Annotated in this window: 21 protein-coding genes, 3 pseudogenes and 1 riboswitch; of the genes and pseudogenes, 4 read left to right on the forward strand and 20 right to left on the reverse strand. The window is 39.8% G+C overall.

Features of this window, described 5'->3' with window-relative positions; translation table 11 throughout:
* Positions 1-105: 105 nt before the first annotated feature.
* From FTV27_RS12525 to FTV27_RS12535, 3 genes and pseudogenes are all read right to left on the reverse strand, one after another.
* A pseudogene (locus FTV27_RS12525) lies at positions 106-753 on the reverse strand (ABC transporter substrate-binding protein); the annotation flags it as partial.
* A complete protein-coding gene (locus FTV27_RS12530; protein WP_180078824.1) occupies positions 750-947 on the reverse strand; it encodes a hypothetical protein in 198 nt (65 codons plus the stop codon). The gene FTV27_RS12530 and the pseudogene FTV27_RS12525, both read right to left, overlap by 4 nt.
* 11 nt (positions 948-958) lie before the next feature.
* Positions 959-1399, reverse strand: coding sequence for a ribbon-helix-helix protein, CopG family (locus FTV27_RS12535; protein WP_180078826.1), 441 nt, complete (start codon positions 1397-1399; stop codon positions 959-961).
* 451 nt (positions 1400-1850) lie between these two features.
* On the opposite strand from FTV27_RS12535, the gene FTV27_RS12540 reads away from it, so the two are divergent.
* Together FTV27_RS12540 and FTV27_RS12545 are read left to right on the forward strand one after the other, a co-directional pair.
* A complete protein-coding gene (locus FTV27_RS12540) occupies positions 1851-2933 on the forward strand; it encodes a putative zinc-binding metallopeptidase (protein WP_180078828.1) in 1083 nt (360 codons plus the stop codon).
* Positions 2934-3121: 188 nt separating this feature from the next.
* Positions 3122-5071 carry a triacylglycerol lipase gene (locus FTV27_RS12545; RefSeq protein ID WP_180078830.1) on the forward strand — a complete coding sequence of 650 codons (1950 nt, stop codon included), beginning with the start codon at positions 3122-3124 and terminating at the stop codon, positions 5069-5071.
* A 150-nt stretch (positions 5072-5221) separates the two neighbouring features.
* On the opposite strand, the gene FTV27_RS12550 is transcribed toward FTV27_RS12545, so the two are convergent.
* The 12 genes and pseudogenes from FTV27_RS12550 to FTV27_RS12605 form a co-directional block, all read right to left on the reverse strand.
* A complete protein-coding gene (locus FTV27_RS12550; RefSeq protein ID WP_180078832.1) occupies positions 5222-5662 on the reverse strand; it encodes a GIY-YIG nuclease family protein in 441 nt (146 codons plus the stop codon).
* Entirely contained in the window at positions 5659-6402 is a 744-nt protein-coding gene (locus tag FTV27_RS12555) for an SLATT domain-containing protein (protein WP_180078834.1), read from the reverse strand. Before FTV27_RS12555 ends, FTV27_RS12550 begins: the two co-directional genes overlap by 4 nt.
* Positions 6403-6500: 98 nt before the next feature.
* Positions 6501-6649: pseudogene (locus FTV27_RS17355) on the reverse strand (biotin/lipoyl-containing protein); the annotation flags it as partial.
* Between the two features lie 43 nt (positions 6650-6692).
* The gene (locus tag FTV27_RS12565; RefSeq protein ID WP_180078838.1) at positions 6693-7616 is read right to left on the reverse strand and encodes an Abi family protein; all 924 of its coding nucleotides are present in this window, start codon (positions 7614-7616) and stop codon (positions 6693-6695) included.
* A gap of 188 nt (positions 7617-7804) precedes the next feature.
* On the reverse strand, positions 7805-11410 hold the full coding sequence (gene uca / locus FTV27_RS12570; protein ID WP_180078840.1) for an urea carboxylase: 3606 nt from the start codon (positions 11408-11410) through the stop codon (positions 7805-7807).
* 4 nt (positions 11411-11414) lie between these two features.
* Complete coding sequence (locus tag FTV27_RS12575; RefSeq protein ID WP_180078842.1) at positions 11415-12077, reverse strand: urea amidolyase associated protein UAAP2; 663 nt, start codon at positions 12075-12077, stop codon at positions 11415-11417.
* An 11-nt stretch (positions 12078-12088) separates the two neighbouring features.
* Positions 12089-12826, reverse strand: coding sequence for an urea amidolyase associated protein UAAP1 (locus tag FTV27_RS12580; protein WP_180078844.1), 738 nt, complete (start codon positions 12824-12826; stop codon positions 12089-12091).
* A gap of 29 nt (positions 12827-12855) precedes the next feature.
* Positions 12856-12967, reverse strand: a riboswitch (guanidine-I (ykkC/yxkD leader).
* Positions 12968-13237: 270 nt separating this feature from the next.
* Positions 13238-14082, reverse strand: a pseudogene (tauD, locus tag FTV27_RS12585) (taurine dioxygenase).
* A gap of 30 nt (positions 14083-14112) precedes the next feature.
* A complete protein-coding gene (gene tauC / locus FTV27_RS12590; RefSeq protein ID WP_373687156.1) occupies positions 14113-14997 on the reverse strand; it encodes a taurine ABC transporter permease TauC in 885 nt (294 codons plus the stop codon).
* Entirely contained in the window at positions 14981-15766 is a 786-nt protein-coding gene (locus FTV27_RS12595) for a taurine ABC transporter ATP-binding protein (protein ID WP_180078848.1), read from the reverse strand. Before FTV27_RS12595 ends, tauC begins: the two co-directional genes overlap by 17 nt.
* A gap of 10 nt (positions 15767-15776) precedes the next feature.
* A complete protein-coding gene (gene tauA / locus FTV27_RS12600; protein WP_180078850.1) occupies positions 15777-16811 on the reverse strand; it encodes a taurine ABC transporter substrate-binding protein in 1035 nt (344 codons plus the stop codon).
* A 182-nt stretch (positions 16812-16993) separates the two neighbouring features.
* Positions 16994-17887 carry a LysR substrate-binding domain-containing protein gene (locus FTV27_RS12605; protein WP_078190935.1) on the reverse strand — a complete coding sequence of 298 codons (894 nt, stop codon included), beginning with the start codon at positions 17885-17887 and terminating at the stop codon, positions 16994-16996.
* 190 nt (positions 17888-18077) lie between these two features.
* Here FTV27_RS12605 and FTV27_RS12610 point away from each other — a divergent pair, with 190 nt between their 5' ends.
* The gene (locus FTV27_RS12610; protein ID WP_180078852.1) at positions 18078-18779 is read left to right on the forward strand and encodes an HAD family phosphatase; all 702 of its coding nucleotides are present in this window, start codon (positions 18078-18080) and stop codon (positions 18777-18779) included.
* Between the two features lie 89 nt (positions 18780-18868).
* Here FTV27_RS12610 and FTV27_RS12615 read toward each other — a convergent pair whose 3' ends face one another.
* The 4 genes from FTV27_RS12615 to FTV27_RS12630 form a co-directional block, all read right to left on the reverse strand.
* A complete protein-coding gene (locus FTV27_RS12615) occupies positions 18869-19186 on the reverse strand; it encodes a hypothetical protein (protein WP_111884393.1) in 318 nt (105 codons plus the stop codon).
* Positions 19187-19409: 223 nt separating this feature from the next.
* The gene (locus FTV27_RS12620) at positions 19410-20909 is read right to left on the reverse strand and encodes a succinate CoA transferase (RefSeq protein ID WP_171319206.1); all 1500 of its coding nucleotides are present in this window, start codon (positions 20907-20909) and stop codon (positions 19410-19412) included.
* A 133-nt stretch (positions 20910-21042) separates the two neighbouring features.
* Positions 21043-22212: a thiolase family protein gene (locus tag FTV27_RS12625; RefSeq protein ID WP_078193795.1), complete on the reverse strand. Its 1170-nt coding sequence runs from the start codon at positions 22210-22212 to the stop codon at positions 21043-21045.
* Positions 22213-22313: 101 nt separating this feature from the next.
* Positions 22314-24092 carry an acyl-CoA dehydrogenase C-terminal domain-containing protein gene (locus tag FTV27_RS12630; protein ID WP_180011711.1) on the reverse strand — a complete coding sequence of 593 codons (1779 nt, stop codon included), beginning with the start codon at positions 24090-24092 and terminating at the stop codon, positions 22314-22316.
* Positions 24093-24697: 605 nt separating this feature from the next.
* On the opposite strand from FTV27_RS12630, the gene FTV27_RS12635 reads away from it, so the two are divergent.
* Positions 24698-25303 (forward strand): TetR/AcrR family transcriptional regulator, encoded by a 606-nt coding sequence (locus FTV27_RS12635; RefSeq protein ID WP_078190941.1) that lies wholly within the window; start codon positions 24698-24700, stop codon positions 25301-25303.
* A gap of 67 nt (positions 25304-25370) precedes the next feature.
* Here FTV27_RS12635 and FTV27_RS12640 read toward each other — a convergent pair whose 3' ends face one another.
* The gene (locus tag FTV27_RS12640; RefSeq protein ID WP_078190942.1) at positions 25371-25565 is read right to left on the reverse strand and encodes a heavy-metal-associated domain-containing protein; all 195 of its coding nucleotides are present in this window, start codon (positions 25563-25565) and stop codon (positions 25371-25373) included.
* Between the last annotated feature and the right edge of the window lie 30 nt (positions 25566-25595).

A 25595-nucleotide genomic window follows, 5' to 3' on the forward strand; every position in this document is an offset into this window, starting at 1 on the left:
CCATTTTAGAGATTTGTTTAAGATAAGATATAACTCATTGAGATGTGTCATAGTATTCGTCGTTAGAAAACAATTATTGTGACATTATTTCAATGAGTTATCTATTTTTGTCGTGTACAGAGAAATAATTTTAGAGCCAGCAACAGCTTTCAGCGCTTGATTTGCGACTGGTTGCCACACGGCAATCGCTGCAATATCAGGACTTGCAAATACTTGTGGCAGCTCGTTGGTCATGGTGTTGACCAACTTTACTTCAGAAGCTTGAATTTTTGCATCATCTAACGCCGTCGTCAAAAGCAAATGATCAACCAAGCCTTTTTCTGTCGCGACACTTTTTCCTTTTAAATCAGTTAAACTATTGATGCCATCTTTAGCAATGATGACATCATTCCCCGCAGAATAGTCCGTCGCCATAATCATAACGCCTTTCGTGCCGCCAGAACCCGTGACTAAGTTGTCCCCATTGGTGACCAAAACGGCATCCAACTGATTTGCAGCAAATGCAGATAGTGAAGCTGAATAATCAAACCATTTAAAGTCTACATTGACACCGGCTTCTTTCAACCAGCCTTTTTCAATAGCAACTTGCCATGCGACAAAACCAGGCCAGTCGCTATAGCCGATCGTGATGGCTTTTGTATTGACTGTGCCTTCTGCCTGAGCATTTGGTTCTGGAGTTTTTGCTGTATTGTCACAACCAACTAGTAAGATAGCAGTCAAAACGGATGCAGATAAGCAGGATTTTTTGATCATAGTGCGATTTCCCCGATGGCATTACAGTTAAATTTGGTATTGGTGTTCAAAAACGATGGTGTATTCGGATTACTGACAGATTGAGCATTACGCTTTGCACGATTTGGTCTATGGTTGGCTGCATTAGCATGTGCTTGCTTTTGGTTTGTGATTTGATCTTTAAACTGACCTTGTGATCGATATAATTGGCCCATTTTAAAACTCCTTAATCCTTTGCATTTTGCGGAATTGGCGGCATTACAGCGTCCATCAACTCCAAATGTCCTTTAATCACACCCTTAAGTGCTGAAAAATGCTGACTGATAACTTTGAGCTCTGAACTGACGCCTTGCAGAATCATGACTTCTAAAATTTTGTGGTCATCGAGTTGAATATGCAGCGAACTCACCACTTGTTCTAAAAACTGCTGCTGTAAATCTAAAAGCTGAATACGTAGCGCCGTACTACTTGCGTCATAAAGTAAGGTAAACGTGCCGACCATCACTTCATTGCGCAGCTCCTGATCGGCAATCAGATGCTTATTGATCATGTCGACAATGGCCTGAGAACGGCTTTCATAATGCTGATCGACAATTTTTTGATCCAAAGCATCGACTGTTTTTTCAGGCACGGTAATACTGATACGCGCCAGCTTTTGTTTAGGCACTGTTTTTCCTTATTTTTTTTGCTGAATATAGAAACCCGCACGGGCGCTCAGTAGCTCAATAAAAAATTGCTTTAATTGATGCAGAAATGTTGCAGATTGATGGCGGTTCATATGCATCTCCTGTTTGAGTAATACAAAATATTTATTTCGTAATATCGATAGAAATGCAGAATCTGTGCCAAGTGAGAAATACAAAAAATGATCAATTATTTTGTTCTTTTAACTTTCTTTTAGATTTTATTGTTCATCATTTGTGCAATTAATGCACTCCTACTGACCCATTTGCACTATTGCTGCGATGGGTGATTTTCTGACGGGCTATTTCTAAAGCTTATTGGTCTTCTTAACCGAGAACATTGACAGACCAGCAACAAACTCGAAGTGCAATTTATTTCATCAACATTGAACATCATTTATACTGATTGACCATTCTATTCATCACTCAACGCCTATGAAGTATTTCAGCTGCGCGGTATGTACTAACCAAATCTTTTTTGCCAATTCACACTGTGTCAATTGTCAGACTGCGCTGGGTTATATTGCCTCTGAAAAGCAAATGGGCTGTTTTGAAAAGCACAGCAGTACGTTATGGCTTGCGTTAAATCCTGAAATAAAGGGAAAACGCTTTAAACCTTGTCATAATTATCAGCATCATCGGGTATGTAACTGGATGGTGCCTGCCGACAGTGAAGAAATTTACTGCGAGTCTTGCCTGCTCACGCATACCATTCCCAACTTAGATAACCCAGACCATATTGTGTATTGGGCGCGATTGGAACATGCCAAACGGCGTTTTTTGTATTTAATGCAGCAACTGAATACCATGCCGCGTCCTAAACGCAGTCAAGATGACCGTTTTGGGCTGCGTTTTGATTTTCTCATGCCAACAGAAAATACACCTGTCATGACCGGTCATGCCAATGGCATTATTACCTTAAATGCCAGTGAAGCAGATGTGATTTACCGCGAAACAACGCGTATAAAAATGGGTGAAAACTACCGTACACTTCTAGGTCATTTTAGACATGAAAGCGGTCATTATTATTTTGATTTGATCAAACATTTACACCCAGAGCTGATTGATGAATTTCGGGAACTATTTGGTGATGAACGACAAGATTATAGTGAAGCTTTGAAACGACATTATAATGACGGTGCGCCACAAAATTGGGCGGATTACTATGTCAGTTCATATGCCAGTACGCATCCTTGGGAAGATTGGGCGGAAACATGGGCGCATTATTTGCATATGATGGACACCCTAGAAACAGCCTACTATGCAGGATTAGTGGTCAAAACCAATAAGTCGGATTTGAATAATTTAGAATTAAAAGAAAACCCGATTGGCGCTCAGGATTTTGACCTACTACTGCAACACTGGATGACCTTGACCTTTAATTTAAATGCATTGAACCGCAGCATGGGCTTAGATGATGCATATCCGTTTACGCTGTCGAATCCAGTATTGGATAAATTACGATTCATTCACCACAAACTGCTCAACATGACCTTAAAAAACCAGCAGCACAATTAGATTAAATTTAATACGTGATATTGTTTGAACCTCAGATCAACTTTTCTGTATTACAGCATTCGTACATTAGCTTATAGAAAGGATGTATACGTAGTAATTTTCTTGGATTGAGCGCTGTAACACCTGCCCTATTTTTACTATTTTATAAAGGTTAAAATAACAAAAAATAGATGCCTGTGACCTTTCCAATGATGCCTTTCACGCATTTACCCACTCGTTTTATGTGTATCATCAGCCTGAGTTTGCTCAGTGGATGCCAATTGGTCAAATTACAAGAAAATCAACTCAGTGCGTCACTAAATAATAAAACAGATAGCATATTAACCCATCAGAAGCTCAGTACATTTAGCCATCAAATCCTGTTAATGGTGAATGAAAGCGACCAATCTTGTTTAAATGCGCTTGAAAGCTGTATTCACAAAATGCGTAATAATGAAACTTTAGATATTGCTCAAGTCTATGCAGCAGCAAGTGAGCTGTACATGGCACGTGCTTTAAGCGCCGATCAAAATCCACAATGCAAAAAAAGCTTAAAACAACACAGCGGAAAACTCGCATCAAGTAAAATAAAAATGTGTATGGATCAACAGCTTGCAGACTTTGATTTCAGTCTGCGCTACAGCTATGTCTATCTATTTAAATCCGCTCAAGCCCCAGAGGAACGCTTATTTGATTTGCGTCAGGGACAAGTCCGCACCTTTTATAATGTGGCTTTATCACGTTTAATTACCTCATCATTTACCCGTTTTGACTATCAGCAAATGCCTGAAAGTTTAATACTGGGTTCATCGCTTTATCATTTTAACTATGAGCATTATCCTGAAATCAAAAATGCGGACATTGATAAATTACTGTCGAGCTATAATTTTAATTTTTCAGGCTTAAAAACCATTAACCGTCAGGAAGGAATTGGTTCTGAATTTGTCTTAGTCAAAAAAGCCACGGATCTGTCTGCTGCCCAGCCTTTTGTACTAGACCCTGAACAATATTATTCAAATAAACCCAACCCGAATATCCATACTGCACGGTATTTATCTGTCAGTGCGATCGCCGAGCCTGCCAAGACCAATAGCAGCATTAGTGAAATTTTGTCGCCGCAATCAGACTTTAATGTTGAATTATTTAATCCCTATCAATTTAAAAAGGCAAAAATTGAATCTCAGTCCTACACGCTAACGGCCAATTATTCTGTGCCTTATGGTCTTTGGTTAGCCGAAAATAAATTAGGACAATCTGGCTATTGGACACTCCTGAATAAGGAAGAACATTTGCGCATGCCACATGTGTTTATGTTAGAGCCGTATCAACCTAATAAAAAGATTATTGTCATGGTTCACGGATTAGCCAGCAGTCCTGAAACGTGGATTGGTTTGACCAATAACATCATGGGTGATCAAAAACTACGTGATCATTACCAAGTTTGGCAAGTGTTTTACTCAACCAATATGCCAATATTTGAGAGTCGTTTTCAAATCAATGCTTTACTCAAACAGGCATTTGCAACTGTTCAGCCCAATACGCCATCGGCTCAGGATGCTGTCATTATCGGGCATAGTATGGGCGGCATCATTAGTCGTTTATTGGTTAGTGATGCAGATATTTCCGCTCAAGCTATTCCACTCATGAACTATGAACAAAATACACAGTTACAACGTCATCCAATTATCCGCGATCGTTTTGTCTTTAAAGCATTGAAGCCAGTTAGTCGTGCAATTTTCATTGCCGCACCGCATCATGGTACAGACTATGCAGACCGCTGGTTTACCAATTTGGCGAAAAAAATCGTGGTATTGCCTTTAAGTTTTTTAAATGATGTCAATGTTGAAATCCCGAATGCAAAAAATTCAACGATGGGCCTGATTAAGTCTGGGCCAGCAGATTTAAGTCAAAAATCACGTTTTATGCTGTTGTCTGCCGACATCATGCCAAATAAAGATATTCCCTATCATTCTATTATGGGGAATCAGACGCAAAGTACTGAACCGAGCAAAATGTCGGATGGCATTGTTCCCTATACAAGTTCTCATTTAGATGGCGCGGTGTCTGAAAAGATTTTCTATGGTGGACATTCAATCCATGAATCTGCGGATGCCATTTTAGAGTTACGACGCATTTTGAGAGAGCATTTGGATAATTAATAGAAATTTTTAAAGCGTGGTTTTTATGAACTTGATCTTGTAGATCGTCTAAAGTGATTTTTCCAGCTTTCTCACTTTTGTTTCTTCTGCTAGTTATGTTAATTTAAATACCTTTAATAAATGTCCAATAATAGGACTTTTACAAAATCACTACATACCAGTTTTAATAACATTATATTTCGGTTTAAGCCTTGAAATTAGAAATACCTCTAAAGCATTAGCAATATAAGCATATTCTTGCTCAAAACCGATAGTCACAATTGCTCCTGCTTCTTTTAATCTGTCATCAATTGGACCATAAATATTGTTAGATTTATCAATCCAACGACAGTATTTCATAACTCTAGCACTTAATCCATTGCCGCGATATAGACCGCCACCACGTGATGTGCCAGCACCAATATATGTAATCTCATTACCATGTACGAAAGCATAAACCCCTTGTTTATCGTAATTAGGGATTTTTCGGAAGTCTGTGTGTACTGCTGACCAACTAGGAGGTAAACCTAATTTTTTTCCATTCCAATGATTTTGGAAAAAAACTTCTGTGCATACTATTAAGTTTTCTAATCCAGCTTTATGTGCAGTCATTTTTTTGCTGGAACTCCACCTAAATATTGAGGTAAAACTTCCGTAACACCTACCATATCCAATATAAAAACTGTTTCTATTAGAATCATTAAACTAGGTAAAAGAAAAGGGAAAAAAAACCAGAGCAATGCTTTAATTTTTAGGAATAGTCTCTTCAAACCCGTAATATTAAAATCATCTTTCTTTTCTAACATCACTTTTAAATAATCTAGTTGACTATGATTTTCAGAGTCTCTTAAAACATCTTTATATTTATCTTGTATTTCACTAAAATCATCACAATCCATAGGCAAATTTCTTAGTGATCTAATTAGATTTTTTACTCTGTCACCACAGTCATTTAATGCTATCGCTCTTGCATCGTATCTTGCAGTTGCATTTATAGTCGAATAAACAAGTACTGCTACAGCCAAGAAAACTTGCATTAAATTTAAAACCTTCGCGTGAAAATTCAAAGCTATATCAGTATTTTGAATTAATGGTATTAAGATTAATCCCAATGATAAATATGTAGCAGTGAATAATGAAAAGTTATTTAAATATTTTAAACGCTCTGAAGCTTTAAATCGACAATTAGCTGTTGTACGCATACTATCATGTAACATGTCGCGCTTTGTTATATTAGGATTAGGGGTTTCTAATGGATAAAGGCTAAAAATCCATTTCCATAAAGACACAATATGACTAACAATTTTTTTCCAACAAAGATGCCTTTGAGTACAATCTTCTTTCTGTTGCATACAGTTTTTAATTATCTAAATAATTTTTAGACACACTAACAATTTTATTATTTATTTTCAATCAGAAACCGCCCATGCAGACGATCTTATTTAACTCGCTAACAACAAGCCACAGGCGCTAACGTAAACAACACCTGCCCTGTTTTCACCGTTTGCCCACTTTCAATTGTAATTTCTAAAACCACCATAAATTAGGCGCAATAATCGCAATCTCAATTTTAATGGCTTCAATCACGGCTAAACCTGCCTAAGAAGGTTTTTATTTATAATCGAGTATTCATTAAATTTCATTAAAGACTCCATATTGGATGGTTTTCCCAATGATTTGGAAAACCCATTGCCATACGCCAATTTTCATCCCTTAAAATCGGTTTGAGTATAGTATTCATTTGACTACACCACTCTGCGTCAAAACCTGTTGGGCGTAACATCGTTTTTAATATGAGCAATACATAAAAAATGCGTTTATTGGTTGGTGTGATGGGTGACTGCCAATTTTCATCTTTATCCAACTTCGCTTTAATGGCTAACTCTCTATTCCAAAGTCGCCCATGATGGGCACATACATTTCGCACATAAGTTAATATATGTAGCCAATCGGCTAATTTCTCGTGATGAATATTAAAATGCTGTGAAATGGCTTTTTTATCTTCTTTATTTAATTTTTGGTTATTTTCCAGTCCATGATATAAAAATGATAAAGAACCTAAGCTTAAAACTTCGGTCAGCATCCATATTGGAATGTGTGGATAGCCCTTATAATTCTGTTCAAAATGCTGAATAAACGTATCTTTAGATCGTTCAACCTCTTTGTCACAATTTTTAATAAATACCTTATGGTTAAATTTTGGATGAAAATTTTCCTCACAATATATGCCAAATGCACCATATTGATGAGCCATAAAATAAGTGATTTTTGTACGTAAGAACGTTTCTATGACTTCAATTGCACTAAAAATATGTAATCTTAATTCTGTATCAAACTCATAAATTTGAACAATTTTTTCTAAATAAGTTCCTGACCTAAAATGATCGGTAATTTGACCATCGATATAAATTCGATATGGATGCCAATATGCACTCAATCGATAATAACCATATTTCGAAAGTACAGTTTCAGCCCAAGCATGATTATGAATAATCATTCCCTTGGCTTTCAGGTGATTTACCTGTTCCGTATAAGATAGTGGATTTTTATTATAGGTTTTCAGCATAATTCATTATATTTAAGCATAAAAAACCGCCAAGGTTGCGCGGACTTCCAAAGAAGAACTAAGCGTGGCGGCTGTATTAAATTTATCATATCGACAATTGTCGTTATAAGCAAGCACTAATCAAAAACCGCCCTTATGGACGGTCTTAAAATTGCCTCCTTTTTCAAAGGAGGGTTAGGGAGGATTTCTTATGCCACAGGTGACAACGTAAACAATACCTGCCCCGTTTTCACCGTCTGCCCTTTTTCAATGATAATTTCAGAAACCTTCATACGTTCAGGCGCAATAATTGGAATCTCAATCTTCATCGCTTCAATTACCGCAAGCGTTGCGCCTTCTTCCACAATATCGCCTGACTTGCATTCAATTTTCCAAATACTGCCCGGCATGTGTGATTCCACAGCACAGCCGCCATCAGGTATTTGAATATCACTGTCATCTACCGCAGCATCTAGGCTTTCAGATACATACTCTGCAAGCCCTGCTTCATGCCAACGACGACGTTCTTCATCAAAATTGGCTTGTTGGACAGATTTAAATGCTGAGATTGATTCTGCATTTTCAGTGAGGAACTCGTTGTATTCTTTTAGGTTCAGTACACCTTCTTCTACACGCAGTTTTAAGCGACCCGCTTTGAAGTCCTCACGCATCTGCATCAGTTCAGCTTCTGAAACTTCATAAAACTTAATTTGGTCAAAGAAGCGGAGTAACCACGGCATACCTTGCTCAAAGTCAGGGTTTTGACGGTAACGAGACCACATTTGCGTGGTACGACCCACAAACTGATAGCCACCCGGACCTTCCATACCGTACACGCACATATAGGCACCGCCAATACCGACAGCATTTTCAGGTGTCCATGTCCGTGCAGGGTTGTATTTAGTCGTCACTAAACGCTGGCGAGGATCAAGTGGTGTTGCCACAGGTGCACCTAAATACACATCGCCCAAACCCATGACCAAATAACTCGCGTCATAAACCACATCTTTGACCGCTTGTTTGTCTTTTAAACCATTAATACGACGGATAAACTCAATATTGTCAGGACACCATGGTGCATCTGGACGTACCGTTTGCATATAACGCTCTGTCGCTAGCTGGGTTTGTGAATCCTCCCAAGCGAGTGGCAGATATACGGTACGTGATGGGACTTGCATCTCGGTCACATCAGGCAATTCAGCTTCAGCAACTTGTAATAAACGCAGTAAATCAATTTGATCGAGCTTGATCGAATCAAAATGGATTTGTAGCGAACGAATCCCCGGTGTCAGGTCAATAATCCCTGTGATATTTTGCTTTTGAACCCATTGCATGAGTGCATGAATACGGAAGCGTAAGTTTAGATCAAGCACCAACTCACCATATTCCACCAACATGTAGTTATTGCCCGCAGGACGATACACCACATCAGGCGCACCATTTTCACCTTTTAAGCTATCAAGCACGGCATTTTTCAGGGTAGATAACTCAGGATAAAATGACTCATCAAATGCCACAACCTGAGTATCAGATGCTTCTAATTGCGCATGATATTTTTCATTTAAAAGTTTGGCTTGGTGGTAGCTCACGGGGATAAATTTCACCTTGTCGCCGGCTTTGAGTTGACCTAATTTCCACTGCTCAGAATTGATCACTACCGCAGGACAAACGAAACCACCGAGACTTGGACCATCTGGACCCAAAATAATCGGCATATCACCGGTGAAATCAATCGCACCAATGGCATAAGCATTGTCATGAATATTGGATGGATGCAGACCGGCTTCACCGCCATCCTCACGCGCCCATTCAGGTTTTGGACCAATGAGACGAATACCGGTACGGCTTGAGTTAAAGTGAATCTCAAAAGTATTGGCAAAGAAAGTATCAATGTCATTCTTGGTAAAGAAATCAGGCGCACCATGTGGGCCATACATCACCGCAATTTCCCATTCATGGCTAAATGACGGCACTTGTTCCGGCGCAAGGCTTTTCACTTCATCACTTGTAAATGCCGAGATTGGTAGCATATCACCAATCAATAAGTTACGACCTGCATGACCGCCAAACTGACCTAAGGTAAAAGTCGCTTGTGAGCCTAAATATTCAGGTACATTCAAACCACCTTTAATCCCGATATAGGTACGACAACCTGTGGCGATTTTTCCACATTTTAGAATCTGTCCTTTACGCACATTCAAGGTTTGCCACATTGGCACAGCCACACCATCAAGCGTTGATGGCATATCACCACCCGCCAATACAATTTGGCTATCACAGTGGAATTTTAAGCTTGGTCCTTGCAAAGTGCATTCAAGCCCTGCTGTATTAAATGCATTACCTAACAATTGATTCGCAACATTTAAGGACAATGGATCAATGGCACCTGATGGTGGCACACCCACATCCCAATAGCCCAAACGACCTGTGACATCTTGCACAGAACTTTGAATGCCTGATTGCAACACTTCAATTTTTTGGGTTTTCCACTCAAATGTATTTAAGAATCGTGTGGTTTGCGTACCGACTTTAAATACATCACAGTCGATAATATTTTGTAGATATTCAAGATTAGTTTCGATGCCTGCAACCGATGTTTTGTCAAGTGTTTCTGTCATTGCAGCAATTGCAGAGTCACGATCATCAGCAGTTACAATAATTTTCGCAATCATCGGGTCATAGAATGACGATACATTTGAACCCGTTTCCACCCACGTTTCATTACGCGCATTGGCATCAAATTCAACGTGCGTTAAAAGCCCTGCACTAGGTTGGAAGTTTTTGATTGGGTCTTCAGCGTATAAACGCACTTGTATCGAATGACCTTTCGATACTAATGCTTCAGTTGGCGCAGTCCAATCACCGCTTGCCAATGTCACCATCCACTCGACCAAATCCACACCAAAGACTTGCTCCGTCACACCATGTTCCACTTGTAGACGGGTATTCACTTCCAAGAAATAGAATGCTTGTGTGTCGGTATCCATCACGAATTCAACCGTACCGGCAGAACGGTAATTCACCGACTGCATCAGTTGTATCGCAACTGATTGAATATAGGCACGTTGCTCATCATTGATATGCGGTGCTGGGGTTTCCTCAATCACTTTTTGGTTACGACGCTGTACCGAACAATCACGCTCGCCCAGTGCAATCACTTGACCTTGGCCATCACCAAAAATTTGCACTTCAATGTGACGGGCATTTTGCACAAATTTTTCTAAGTACAAACCTGCATCTTTAAAGTTGGCATGTGCTAAATAGGATACGGTTGCATAGGCATCTTTCAGTTCAGCTTCGTTCCATACCAAGCGCATGCCGATCCCACCGCCACCGGCCGTACTTTTTAGCATCACAGGATAGCCAATACGATTAGCCTCAAGAAGTGCTTCAGCCTCATCCGCCAATAACTGACTACCTGGAAGTAACGGTACTTTGGCTTGAATCGCAAGTTGACGTGCCGTGTGTTTCAGACCAAAGGCACGCATTTGTGCTGAATTTGGCCCAATAAAAGCGATGCCTTGTGATTCACACAAGTCACAGAATTCAGCATTTTCAGACAAGAAACCATAACCCGGATGGATCGCTTGTGCACCGGTTTGTTTGGCCACTTCTAAAATTTTATCGACATTTAAATAGCTTTGGCTGGCAGGACTATCACCAATAAATACTGCTTCATCCGCCAAGGTCACATGCAAAGAATCACGGTCTGCTTCGGAATACACAGCAACAGATTGAATGCCTAATTTTTTGAGTGTACGGATCACTCGACACGCGATTGCACCACGGTTGGAAATGAGGACTTTATTGAACATGGTATTACTCCTCACCGTCACGGATGATCAATTGAATTTTTGTTGGGTTATAGGCATTACATGGGTTATTCAGTTGCGGACAATTGGAAATGAAGACAATGAGATCCATTTCAGCTTTAATTTCAACATATTTACCCGGTGCAGAAATACCGTCATCAAATTTCAAATGACCATCCGCAGTCACAGGTACATTCATAAAGAAGTTAATGTTTGGGCCAATATGGCGGACATTTAAGCCATGTTTTTTGGCAATAGGATGCTGAGATAACGCAATCATGAAATTGTTACGGCAACTGTGCATTGGATATTTGTCATTTGCATAACGAACGGTGTTGCTTTCACATGAACATGCACCACCTAAAGTGTCATGACGACCGCAGTTATCATCATGAATGGTGGCAATTTTATTGCCAAAGTTAGTGTATAGCGCTGTGCCTTTTTCTAAATAAATCTGTTGGTTAATGGCTAAGGTATCCGTTGCGCTATAGCGCTCTTCAGGGTTATGGCTTGAGATAAATAGCGTATCAACTGCTTGATTGCCTTCGAGGTCAACGATACGGAAATACTGCCCTTTTTTGACTTCGCACATCCATGCTTCACCGGCAGAACATACTTCGCTTAACACTGATTTTTCAGAATGTTGTGTTGGATTTACTAATGCAGTCATAATCATTCCCCTCAAGCCGTTAAAGCGTAATAGCGTTTATTATTTTGAAAAGCACGTTGATTTTGCGGGCAAGAATCACGGCAAACATCGGTGTCTGCCAAAGGCAACGCCTTAAATAAACTTAGTTGTACATCAGCAGGGTTATATTCTTCTGCTTGAGATAATCCATGTGGTGCACTGGATAAAAACACCAAACAATCCATTTCAAAGCGCAGTTCAATAATTTGATCGGTGTTATCGGAGTCGATATAAGACAAGTTACCTGTATCATCAGGCGCAACCTTAGAGAAGAGATTAAGTGTTGAACTTAAGTCGGTTGCAGATAAACCAAACTTGGTCATTTCAAGCAATAAGCTATCTTTGCCGTTGCGGTACATATCGTTACGGGCATCTTGGAAAGTTTTTGAACCAAATTGTTGTTCGATTTGTTGTGCGGTACTTGGTGCACAAAAAGCATCATTCCAAGCGTGATCATCTTTCACAATCGAAATCATGGCACGGCCTAAATCCGACGCCAAAATATGCCCTGTACTTAAATACGCCGTGTGTTGCCCTTTGAGACTATCTGGCATGTTGTAGCGTTCAAGCTTATCTTCACTGTTTACACAGTACAGCGACACATTGGCATTTTGCCCTAGCGATTTAAGCTGTAATATTGCCCCTCGCTGAATACGCGCTGACCAGTGGTGCCCACCCGGTAAAAGTTCAGTCCATAGTGCTTTATCATCATGATAATGTGTTGTGCTCATTGCAGCCTCTGCCTAATTCTTAACTGTTTACCTCCCGGGCTTTTATCCCTCCGTGTAGCTTGAGCTTGCAACTTAAGCCGTGAACTCTCGGTCGCAGACCTACATGAAACTTCATGTATCGGAACCCTAGATCACTTTATGATGTAAGTAGAAAAGCAAAGGCTATGCCAATTTAGTATTACGGTTTTAAAAAATAGTAATACCGATCTTTTAACTGTATAGCGCTGCATGTAAATTCTTGGGCTAACACCTTTTTGCTCTATTATTGAACCTATGTGCATTTGAACGATGCATCATCCTTGTGCATTAACTGAATATTTTTGGGCTGTTTCTAAAAATTTATCTTTCAAAAAAGTAAAAGCCCAATATGGGCATTGGGCTTTTGCTGATTATTCAGGACTTTTTATTGCATTAACTGACTGCTTTATAAAATGGTACCGAGCCATTCACAGTTGCACGATGCATAATGCGGTGCGCATCGCCATAGTCAAACAGCGCTTTGTGCTGCGTACAGCGGTTGTCCCAAATAGCGACATCACCTTCTTGCCATTTCCAGCGTATGTGAAATTCCTCCTTCACCGCATGTTCAAACAAGAATGTCAGCAGCTTATCGCTCTCGTGTGCACTCAGTTCGTTAATATGCGTTGTAAAACCCTCATTCACAAACAACACTTCAGCGCCTGTTTCTGGGTGCGTACGTATGACCGGATGCACCACTGACGGATTTTTACGAAAACTATTTACAAGGCGTTCGCGGTCTGCTGTTGTTGTGCCAAAGCGCTCTAATGGAAATGACTTACGAATATCATGTGTTGCTGTTAAACCGCGTAGTTGCTGTTTTAAATCTTCACTGAGCGCATTAAAAGCTGCTGTACCGCTGGCCCACAGCGTATCCCCGCCAAACTCAGGAATTTTAATCGCTTGCAACACACAACCAAGTGGCGGTGTCTGACTAAAGGTCACATCGGTATGCCAAAGATCATTGTCTCTTAAATCTTGTCTGTGGCTATCCAGTACAATCACTTCTGGAGCATCTTCCATCGCAGGGTAAATCGGATGAATATGCAAAGTACCAAAGGTTTTTGCCAACCTCACTTGCGACTGTGGCTAAGCGCCTGCTTTCTAAAAAAGATCACTTGATGCTGCAATAGTGCCTGTTTTATTTCCAGCAGCAACGGTGTATCAGCATGGTTTAAATCGATACCTTCAATAACAGCGCCAATATTTGGATTAATTTGCTTTGCTTGCAATGACATAATCAAATCTTCTTCAATCTCTAAATCTATTTACAGCTGTTGGCCATACCAAGGCGCCAACTGCTTTTGCAGCCAACGTAAAAATAACTCAAAACTTACTGCGACAATCGCGATCACAATAATTCCAAGAATCACAGTATCTGTAATTAAGAACTGAGCAGCTGACTGCACCATAAAACCAATACCGCGATCAGCAGCAACTAATTCTGCAGCCACCAGTGTTGACCAACCCACACCCAAGCCAATACGCACACCAGTTAATATGTGCGGCAAAGCTGTAGGTAAAATCACATATTGCAAAACCTGCAAGCGCGTTGCGCCTAAAGATAATGCTACACGTTCACGGTTTTTTTGATGGCTGATCACACCATGCGCACTGCTAATAATAATTGGCGCCAAAATTGAAAAGAAAATCAGCAGCACTTTGGTGGTTTCACCAATACCAAACCAAATCACCAATAACGGTAAATACGCAAGCGGTGGAATGGGACGAAGTAGCTCGACTAGTGGATCAAATACAGCACGTACCCATTTGTTGAGTCCCATCCATAAACCTAACGGTACACCAATCACAATGGCAGCAATGAGTGCGCTAAACACACGGCCAATACTTTCAGCCAAATGCTGCCAAAGCGTGGCTTTCATAAAACCTTGCTGGCTGACTTCAATAAACTTCTGCCATACCGCTGCTGGACTTGGTAAAAACAGCTCAGGAATAATTTTCAAAGTGGTTAAGACAAACCAAAGCACCAGCAAGCTCAGCACGCTGCCGATGCTTACAATAAGTGGTAATTTTTTTCTAAATATAGAAATAGAGGAACTTTTGTTTAATGCTGCTGTTTCTGCACGATTTTCGCTTAGATGAGCCTTATTTAATTTTTGAATTTGTGTATTCATATTAAGACTCCACCGCATGTAATTTTTGCGCTTTTAAGCGTTCAAACAACATTTCACGCAGCTGAATAAACTGCGGATCAGATTTAATCGCACGTATAGATTCACCGTTTCTATAGCGCTCAGCAAAATCCAGCTTGAGCGTTTCAACAATTGTCCCCGGGCGCGCTGTCATCAGTACCAATTTTTTGCTTAATAAAAGCGCCTCTTCAATATCATGGGTAATGAGGAAGAAACCTTTTTTCTCTTTAATCCATAAATTCAGCACAAACTCCTGCATGCTTTCGCGGGTAAATGCATCGAGTGATGCAAATGGTTCATCCAGCAAAATAAACGGGGCATGACTAATCAAGGCACGTGCAATACCAACGCGCTGTTTCATCCCGCTTGAAAGCTCCCAGATATTGGCATTTGCCACATGCGACAGCCCTACGGTATTTAAAATAGATGCAACTTGTGACTTTATCTCCGTACTTTTTAAGCCTTTTAATTTCAAGGAAAATGCCACGTTATCTGACACATTGAGCCAAGGCAGTAAGGCATGTTCTTGGAAGACCACAGCACGTCTTGCATCTGGGCCAGTTAGAACTTCATCATCGATTTTGACGTGGCCAGCGCTCACCGGTTGAAAACCCGCCAGAATATTTAAAAGCGTCGTTTTGCCGCAGCCAGACTCGCCAAGTACAACCGTTAAAGTCGATTCAGGCACGTCCAAATTGATATTTTTTAGTACAGCCACCTCATGTTCAGGATAGGTCAGGCTAATATTTTCCGCTTTTAAGATACTCATTTTCACATCCTTAAGGCTGAACAAATAAGGCTGTTACATTGTCTTTATAGTCGGCTTTGACTTTATCTACTTTGCCTTGGGCTTTTAAAAAGCTCGCTGTATCTAAAATATTCTTGGCAAAATCTGTGCTGAAACTTTGAGCTTGCTGCTGCTGGTTCAAATAAATATTGCCTGATAGCAGTAATGGAATATTTTTCGCATCAGAACCGGTTAATTGCGCAATGCTATTGATATAAGCAGTATTCGCTTCAAACTCTTTCGGATCTTGATTGTATTCATCTATTTTCTTTAAAGAAGTTTGAACGAAAGATTTTAAAAACTCTGGATTTTGCTCTGCAAAGTCTTTACGAACTACCCATACATCAAAGGTTGGTGCGCCCCATTCTGCAACTTGCTTAGAATCGGTCAGAACTTTACCTGTGGCACTCGCCTTGCTTAAAGCAGGTTCCCATACATAAGTCGCGTCAATATCGCCACGTTCCCACGCCGCTGAAATTTCAGGCGGGCGTAAATTAATAATTTTGACCTCAGCCTCAGATAAATTCCAATGCTTCAATGCAGAAAGTAGGCTGTAATGTGCTGTAGAAACAAAAGGCACAGCAATGGTTTTACCCTTTAAGTCTTCAGGTTTTTCAATGCCTGATTTATTGCTCACCACTAAGGCTTCTGAAGCACCCAGTTTTGCTGCGATAAAAAACACTTCAATAGGTAAATCACGGCTGGCGGCAGCAGCTAAAGGACTGGTACCAATATTGCCAATACTGACATCACCTGATGCCAAAGCATTTACAACGTCTGCGCCCGTATCAAATTTTTTCCATTCTATGGGCTGTTGGCTGTCTTTTTCATAGTCGCCATTGGCCTGCGCCACTTTGCTCGGATCAACACCCGTTTGATAGGCAATGACTACCGCTTTCTGATCTTTTTGCGCAATTGCAGCCGTTGAAGTGTCAGGAGTAGATTTTTTAGCTTGGAAATATACGAAAGCAGCGATCGCCACAATGACGATCGCCGTAATAATTAAAGGTTTTGATTTGCCGCTCATATTTTTTTCATAAAAAGTGATAACTAATTCACATACTAATCAGTCAGCTTTATGATGAAAAATAAGTTAATTGACAATATTTATCACAAAATTGCATTTATCGATTAGTGGAATGCTTATGCTTTTATTCACTAAACGTCTCGCAATCAATTTTTCTACACGAGATCTTTTAATGGTATTTTTTACTTCACTAAGATTTCATGGAACATATGACGCAGCCATTGATGGCTGGTTTTATGATGACACGACATATGCCAATATTGCTTCACGCCATAGGTTGGAAATGCAATCGGCGCATCAAATATTTTTAAGTTACCACGTGAAAGCAATACTTCACTCAAGTAGTACGGCACAGTTGCAATCGCATCAGTATCTTGCACAACCAAGCCCACACCTAAATAACTAGGTAACCGCATCAAAATATCACGTTTTAAATCAAGGTTAAGCAGCTCATTTTCAATATGGTAGTGCCCCATCCCTGCATCAATATCAATGTGCGACTCTGATAAATATTGCTCAGTTGTAATGGTGTCACCCGTTAATCGTGGATGATCCTTAGCTGCAATCACCACATAATATTGCTCAAACAGTTTTTGTTGATAAAAACCGCTTTCCAAATGTGGTAAAAACCCCAATGCTAAATCAATTTCACCATTCGCCATTTGATAACTGGTTTCAGTGGTAATCGGGCGTACATTCAGACGTATTTGTGGCGCGTGTTTTTTTAGATATTGGCTGATTTTAGGCAATAAAACCAAATGCGAAACATCGGTCATGGCCAAAGTAAATTGTTGATCTGAAATGGCTTGATCAAAATTAATCGTAAAATTATTAATGGCTTCGACTTTACTCAAGGCTTCGCTAACTAAAGGAAATAATTGACGCGATAACTCCGTAGGCACCATTTCATTGCCGATACGTAAAAATAAGGGGTCGTTATAATGCTGTCGTATTTTATTTAAAATATTACTGACTGTAGGCTGACTCATCTGCAAGTGTTCAGCAGCTTGTGACACATTTTTGTACTTATAAACATGAAAAAAAATGCTAAGAAGTTTACAGTCCAATTCAAACACGAAAGATTTAATCCCTAATTAAATATTGCAAGTTATGCTGTGCATCATCTGCTGAATTATACAAAAAGCCAATAACGAAATATTACTTTTATTGCAGATGAAACACCAGTTTAGCCTGCTCAGTTGCATTTGGCTTTTCAACACTCCAATCCGTCCGCATAATAGACACAGCTCGAATTTGGATATCAACATGCTTCAAGGAAAAAAACTGGTTTGTTTTGATTTAGATGGCACACTTATCGACTCTGTTGGCGTGTGGAATCAGGTCGACGCAGATTTGATTCAACATTTAACTGGACAAACCATCCAACTGGGTTTAATTCAACGTGAACGTGACATTCAGCTGCAATTATTTAAAAATACACCAGACCCTTACTTAATGTACTGTAACTATCTAAAAGATACTTATAAGATTGAACAACACACAGCAGATCAAATCAAACAGCAACGATATGCCATTTCACAGCATTTTTTAGAACATATCATCTTGCTTAAACCACATGCAGCGTTATTTGTTCAGCAGCTCATTCAGCAAGGCATTCAGGTGGCAATTACCACCACGACCAGCCTGCAAAATATTTATCGATATCAAAAAAATATTAACATTTATCCAAAGCTGCATTTTGAAAATAGCTTTGATCTGATCCTGACCCGTGAAAGTGTCAAAAATATTAAGCCGCATCCTGAAGTCTATTTACAGGCGATTCAATATTTTGCCGTTCAACCTGAAGAATGTTTAATTTTTGAAGATTCACTCATTGGTGTAGAAGCTGCAAATGCAGCACGCATTGAAGTGGTTGCCGTGTATGATGCATATTCAGAGCACGAAATTGAGCAAATCAAAAATAAAGCGGATTATTTTATCCATGATTTCTCTTCGGTTCTGAACTAAGTTAAAGTAAATAAGCGTTCGCTTAAAAGTTAAAAAGCAGCCCAACTTAGAGGCTGCTTTTGATATTTTTGCATCTATAGATAATTGATCTATTTTACTTTTTTATAAATGGATCCAGACCCAACTAAATTTCCAGTTTTTTCGTCAATCGCAAATTCAACAGCACCTGTCCCAGAGTTTACAGCCAGTAACCCAGATTCAGCAACAGACGCAGGTACAGGATTTTTCTTTTCAGATTTACCACTTTGTTTATCTTTTAAAGTATTGGTAATGAAATAGTTTTCACCATTTTTACTAATAATCAGCGCATTTTCAAGTTGCGGATCTACTGCGGTATTTTGCCATGTTCCTGCATAATCAGGCGCTGGACTTTGTTTACATGCAGTGAGGAGAACTGCGAACAACATCGCAGAAAATAATTGAATCTTTTTCAAAATACTGACCTTCTTTGTCAATGAATTTTGCATTATAGAAAGCCTTGAAGAGAACTTTAGACCGTTCGTGTTGTGCAAAAGTTGCAAACCAAGTCCTGCTGTTTTTCTTTTGTCATGTTTTGAAACATTTGTAGTCTTTCATAATAAATAAGCCCACTTGATTGTGGGCTTATTTAAATATTTTCAATCTTTAGATTTATACGATTTGACGCATTGAACCGGTTTCTTCAAAAGTGGCATGCCAAGACAAAGCCTCTTTTAAAATATGCGGCGTTTGACCACCAAGCTCACATGCGCGTTCAAAGTAGCTCAACAATGCTGCGCGATAATCTGGATGTGCACAGATTTCAATGACTTTACGTGCACGCTCACGTGGTGAAAGACCACGTAAATCTGCCAAGCCCTGCTCTGTAACCACGATGTCAACGTCGTGGTCAGTATGGTCGGTATGACTCACCATTGGCACCACAGATGAAATCGCACCACCTTTTGCAATCGACTTGGTTACGAAAATGGCAATGTGCGCATGACGAGTAAAGTCTCCTGAACCGCCAATACCGTTCATCATTTTCGTACCCGTCACATGGGTCGAATTTACGTTTCCGTAAATGTCAAACTCAAGCGCCGTATTAATCGCAATAATGCCTAAACGTCGAATGATTTCAGGGTTATTGGATAGCTCTTGTGGACGTAACACAATTTTGTCTTTGTACTGATCAAAATTGTTCATCACGTGCTGTGCACAAGGCTCAGATAACGTCATTGAACAGCCTGAGGCAAATTTCATTTTTCCAGAATCAATTAGCTGGAAAGTACAGTCTTGTAGTACTTCTGAATACATTTCCAAATCATGAAAATTCGAATGCTCAAAACCAGCAAATACAGCATTGGCAATCGAACCCACACCTGACTGTAGCGGGCCTAAATTTTCAGGCAAACGCCCTGCTGCTACTTCACCTTCAAAGAAATCAATCAGGTGCTGAGCAATCGCTAGGGTTTCAGCATCAGGTTCATCCATTTTAAACTGGGTATCTGGCAGATCATTCAACACAATAGCTGAAATCTTATCGGGGCTGACATTGATCCCAATCGTACCAATACGTTCACCGACCTGAGTCAGTGGAATTGGCCCACGGTTTGGTCGCGCTTTCGGCACATAAATATCATGTACACCTTCAAGCACTGGGTTAATTGTATTATCAATTTCAATAATCACATGATCTGCCATTTCAATGAAATTGGCTGAGTTACCACATGAACCTGTCGGAATAACTTGACCATCTTCTGTAATTGCAGTCGCTGCAATAACGGCCACATTAATGCGCGGTAAATTATGATGACGAATATTATCGGCCATTTCAGACAAGTGTTGGTCAATATACATGACCTCGCCAGCGTTAATGGCTTTACGTAAACCAGGATCTGCCTGATACGGATAACGACGTTCTATCGCATGCGCCGCATTGAGGCGACCATCGATACTATTTCCTAAACTAGCACCCGTTGCCAACGTGATACGAAGAGGATGTGAAACTGCATGATCTGCAAGTGCCAATGGAACCGTCTTTGCCTCACCTGCACCACCAAAACCACTTAAACCAACCACTGAACCATCTTGAATTAACTCAATCGCTTTTTCAGCAGACATTACTTTGTCGCGAAGGGAGAGTAAGCGAATGCGATCTAAACCATTCATAATTAAATCTCAAAAAATAAATATCTCAAAATAAACATCTTTTTTCGCCATCCCAGCGAACTGAGATAGCGTTTGTTATTGCTTATCTAAAAACTTACTTATCTAAAAGCTTACTTATATAAATTGAGGCAAATTAAATCAGTTCAACCGCAATTGCAGTTGCTTCACCGCCACCAATACACAGTGCTGCGACACCTTTTTTACCGCCAGTGCGTTTTAAGGCATGAATCAGCGTCACAATAATACGTGAACCTGATGAACCTAGTGGGTGACCAAGTGAGCAAGCACCACCATGAATGTTCACTTTTGCTTCATCTAAGTTAAATCCATCAATCGCCAGCATTGTAACCATAGCAAATGCTTCATTGACTTCCCACAGGTCAACCTCTTGTGCATCCCAACCGGCTTGTGCAAGTACTTTCTCAATAGCACCGACTGGAGCAATCGTGAACTCTGACGGATGCTGTGAATTTGTAGCATAAGCAACGACTTTTGCCAGTGGTGTTAAACCACGTGCTTGGGCCGTTTCTTCTGATGTAACCACCAAAGCAGATGCACCGTCAGAAATTGAGCTGGCATTGGCAGCTGTGATCGTGCCGTCTTTTTTGAATGCAGGACGCAGTGTAGGGATTTTTTCAGGCTTAGCACTTAAAGGCTGTTCATCTGTGTCAACAACGACATCACCTTTACGGCTTTTAACGGTAACCGGCACGATTTCATTTTTAAAGAAACCACCTTGAATCGCTGCAACGGCTTTATTGAGTGAGTTGATGGCAAAAGCATCTTGCTGTTCACGGGTATAGCCTTTTTTATCTGCCATATCTTGTGCAAGTATGCCCATCGACAAACCTGTCTCAGCATCTTCTAAGCCTTCTTGAAACATGTGGTCTGTGGTTTTACCATGACCCATACGATAGCCTGAACGCGCTTTTTCAAGTAAATATGGCGCATTTGACATCGACTCCATACCACCAGCAACCACAATATTAGCAGAACCGGCTTTAATCGCATCAGCTGCTTGCATCACTGCCTTCATGCCTGAACCACAAATTTTATTAATCGTGGTGGCACCCGTTGTATCTGGTAAGCCTGCTTGACGCATCGCTTGGCGTGCAGGACCTTGTTTAAGACCAGCCGGTAATACACAGCCAAAAATAACTTCGTCAATATCTGTAGGTTCTAAACCTGCACGTGCAACAACAGCCTGAATCGCTGCAGCACCTAAGTCTGGGGCTGTACAAGATGAAAGTGAACCCTGAAAACCACCCATCGCTGTACGTACGCCATCTACAATTACAATCATTTCTTATTTCATCCTGTTTTAAATCTTTTAACTCCAAGGAACCATGACTGGTTCCTCAGATTTTCCATCTTAATGTTTTTCACAGTAGTTTCGATGAAACCTTAAGATTGAGCGGTGAAGTATTCTTCAGATAGCTGCATGATAAGTTCAGAACCTGCTTTAATGCGTTGAGCACGGGCAGCAAGGTCAGGTAGAACTTTCTCAACATAGAAATCTGCGAGTACCAGTTTGTTTTGGAAGAAGCTCTCTGGTTTTGCAGCCGCAGCTTTGCTAATACGCGCAAACATATACACAAAGCTGAGTAAACCAACAGCGTGCAGGTAATCGACTGCCACCGAACTGCTAAAGTCTGGGGTGGTCTTAGATTGTTCAATAATGAATTGCGTTAATGCTTCAACTTCGTCAGAAACTTGCAATGCTGCAGATTTAACTTTTGAATCAGCCATGGTTGCAGCAAAGTCACGAATTTCAGCAATGTATTCGGCAATAAATGCACCATTACATTTCGTGGTTTTGCGTCCAATTAAATCAATCGCTTGTACGCCATTTGTGCCTTCGTAAATCTGTGAAATACGTAAGTCACGAATGCATTGCTCCATACCCCATTCACGGATATAGCCATGACCACCAAAGCACATTTGCGCTTCTAAAGTAGCTTGTAGGGCTGTATCTGTTAGGTAGGCTTTTGCAATAGGTGTCAATAAAGCCACGCGGTCATTGGCTTTTTTCACAGCAGCTTCGTCAGTTGAATATTTTGTAATATCCAGTTGCTGGCCAACATACACAGCAAATGCACGAGATGCTTCGTTGTTGGCGCGTACATTCAACAACATACGACGTACATCACCATGTACTAAAATAGAGTCTGCTGGTTTTTCAGGAGATTTCACACCTGTCGCAGAACGACCTTGTAGACGATCAGTCGCATACTGTGCAGCATTTTGGTAAGCAAATTCTGCAGCGCCAATCCCTTGGATACCCATCGATAAACGTTCATAGTTCATCATGACAAACATCGCCGCAAGACCTTCGTTTTCTTTACCAACGATATAACCTTTGGCACCATCAAAGTTCATAACACACGTTGCAGAACCTTTAATACCCATCTTGTGTTCAATTGAACCCGCTGAAACAGCATTACGTTCACCGACGGAGCCATCGGCATTGACATGGAATTTTGGAACGATAAACAATGAAATACCACGTGAACCCGCAGGTGCATTTGGCGTTTTTGCTAACACAAGATGGATGATGTTTTCACACAGATCATGTTCACCACTGGTGATGAAAATTTTCGTGCCTGTAATATTAAATGAACCATCTTCATTCGGCTCTGCTTTGGTTTTAATGATCCCCAAATCAGTCCCTGAATGTGGTTCAGTTAAACACATAGTGCCTGACCATTCACCCGTATAAAATTTTGGAAGATAGGTTTCTTTTTGCTCTTGCGAAGCACGGTCATTAATCGCCATACCTGCACCCACAGTCAGTAGTGGATACAACATAAATGATGGATTGGTACTCCAAATCATTTCGTCAGCAAGTACCGTCAACATTTTCGGCATGTTTTGGCCGCCCCATTCTTCAGAAGCGCCTAAACCAACCCAACCACCTTCAGCGAATTGTTTAAAAGCGTCTTTAAACCCTGTAGGCGTAGTAACAACACCATTACTAAACTGCGCACCACCTTCTTCATCTGCAGTACGGTTCAAGTCTAGAATAACGTTTTTAGAAAACTTAGCCATTTCTTCTAAAATGGCATTTGCAGTCGCCATATCAATATGAGCTAAGTTTTCATTTGACTGCCAGAACTCATCTGCATTGAATACATCATTTAAGATGAAGTCCATGTCCTTTAACGGCGCATTGTATATTGGCATTGTACTTTCCTTTTCTACAGGCTTTGTCAGCGTCTTTGACAAAGTACTTTTTTAAAGTTGCATGCTCCCGCACAAAATCATCAAATCAATTTTGTGTGGATTTTTTAAAGATCTGTTTTTTCAGATAGATATCTAAAATTGATATAGATAATGTGTTTTTACCGACAAGTGGAAAATAACCACCTGATATTTTGAGCAGCATTATTTTATTACAATTAAATAAATTTATTGAATTGAATAAATTTATAATTGGTAATTGATTAAAACCAAACATAATAGTACCTATAATCATGTTTAATTTAGGTTGTATTAATAACATAACAACCAAGACCGTTTTGTTAAATGCTGCTTTTGTTGTAAAAGCGAAAAGACAATAAATTAAAAAAAATAAAAATGGAATTTTATTTCAAAAAAATGACCTCAAGGGTTCAGTTTTATTGACATTAATTTTATGCTATGAATTCTATATGTTTTACGCACTCTACTAATGTGTTTATTTTTAAACCAATTTATGTAATATTTGAGACCATAGTGGAATGTAAGATTCACAAGATTTAGCTTAAGCTAGGCTTGTTCACCCTCAAGATGTTTATGGAACAGTTATCATGAGTTCAGTACGCCAACAAAATTTTATCCTTCGCAAGGAAAAAATTTTAGCCATGGCAGAAACCCTGCTATTAGATAATAATCAAGACATCACCTTAAGTGAGTTAGCTTGTGAACTAGATATTGCCAAAGGCACGATTTATAAACATTTTAAAAGTAAAAACCAATTATATTTAGAACTGATTATCTTAAATGAAAAACGCTTATTAGAAATTTCAAAAAAATATAATCATGATATTAAAACTTATGTTTCACAATATATGCTTTATAATATGTTGAATTCTAATAGAACTATATTATTACATGTCATTGAAGAACGCTTAACCAATAATGAACGTAAATTAAAAGAGTTATTTGAAGAGCTCTATCGTGTTCGTGAAGAACGTATTATTGAAATTAAGGATATGACCAGTGATTATCTAAAATCACTTGAAAGCGCAATGTCGATACGTGATTATTTATCTTATATTTGGACGGTCACTTATGGTGCATCCCTACTCCTCAATTCAACGCATTATCAAAAATCAATCGGTTCACGTGAACGCTTAATCAAGCTATATATTAATCAGGCGCTGATGACGCCAGATAAAATTTCAGCCGTATAAAATTGATTTATAAATAAAAAAATGCCGAACAATTGTTCGGCTTTTTTTTCATTAAACAATATCTAGGTTATGCAATCACAGGTGGGAAGCCATCTTCGGTTAAAGCGCTAATCAATTGCTCTGCGCTAGCACTAGATTCAACATCAACTAATTTTGTAGCTACATCAATAGTGACCGTTGCATTTTCGTCTAAGTCTTTAATCGTTGCTGTTACGCTACGGGCACAACCACCGCATGTCATATTATCAATACGAAATTTCATGATATTCATCCTTCTTTTCTAATAACAACA

The sequence above is a fragment of the Acinetobacter sp. YH12251 genome, from assembly GCF_013417465.1.
GTDB lineage: Bacteria > Pseudomonadota > Gammaproteobacteria > Pseudomonadales > Moraxellaceae > Acinetobacter > Acinetobacter amyesii.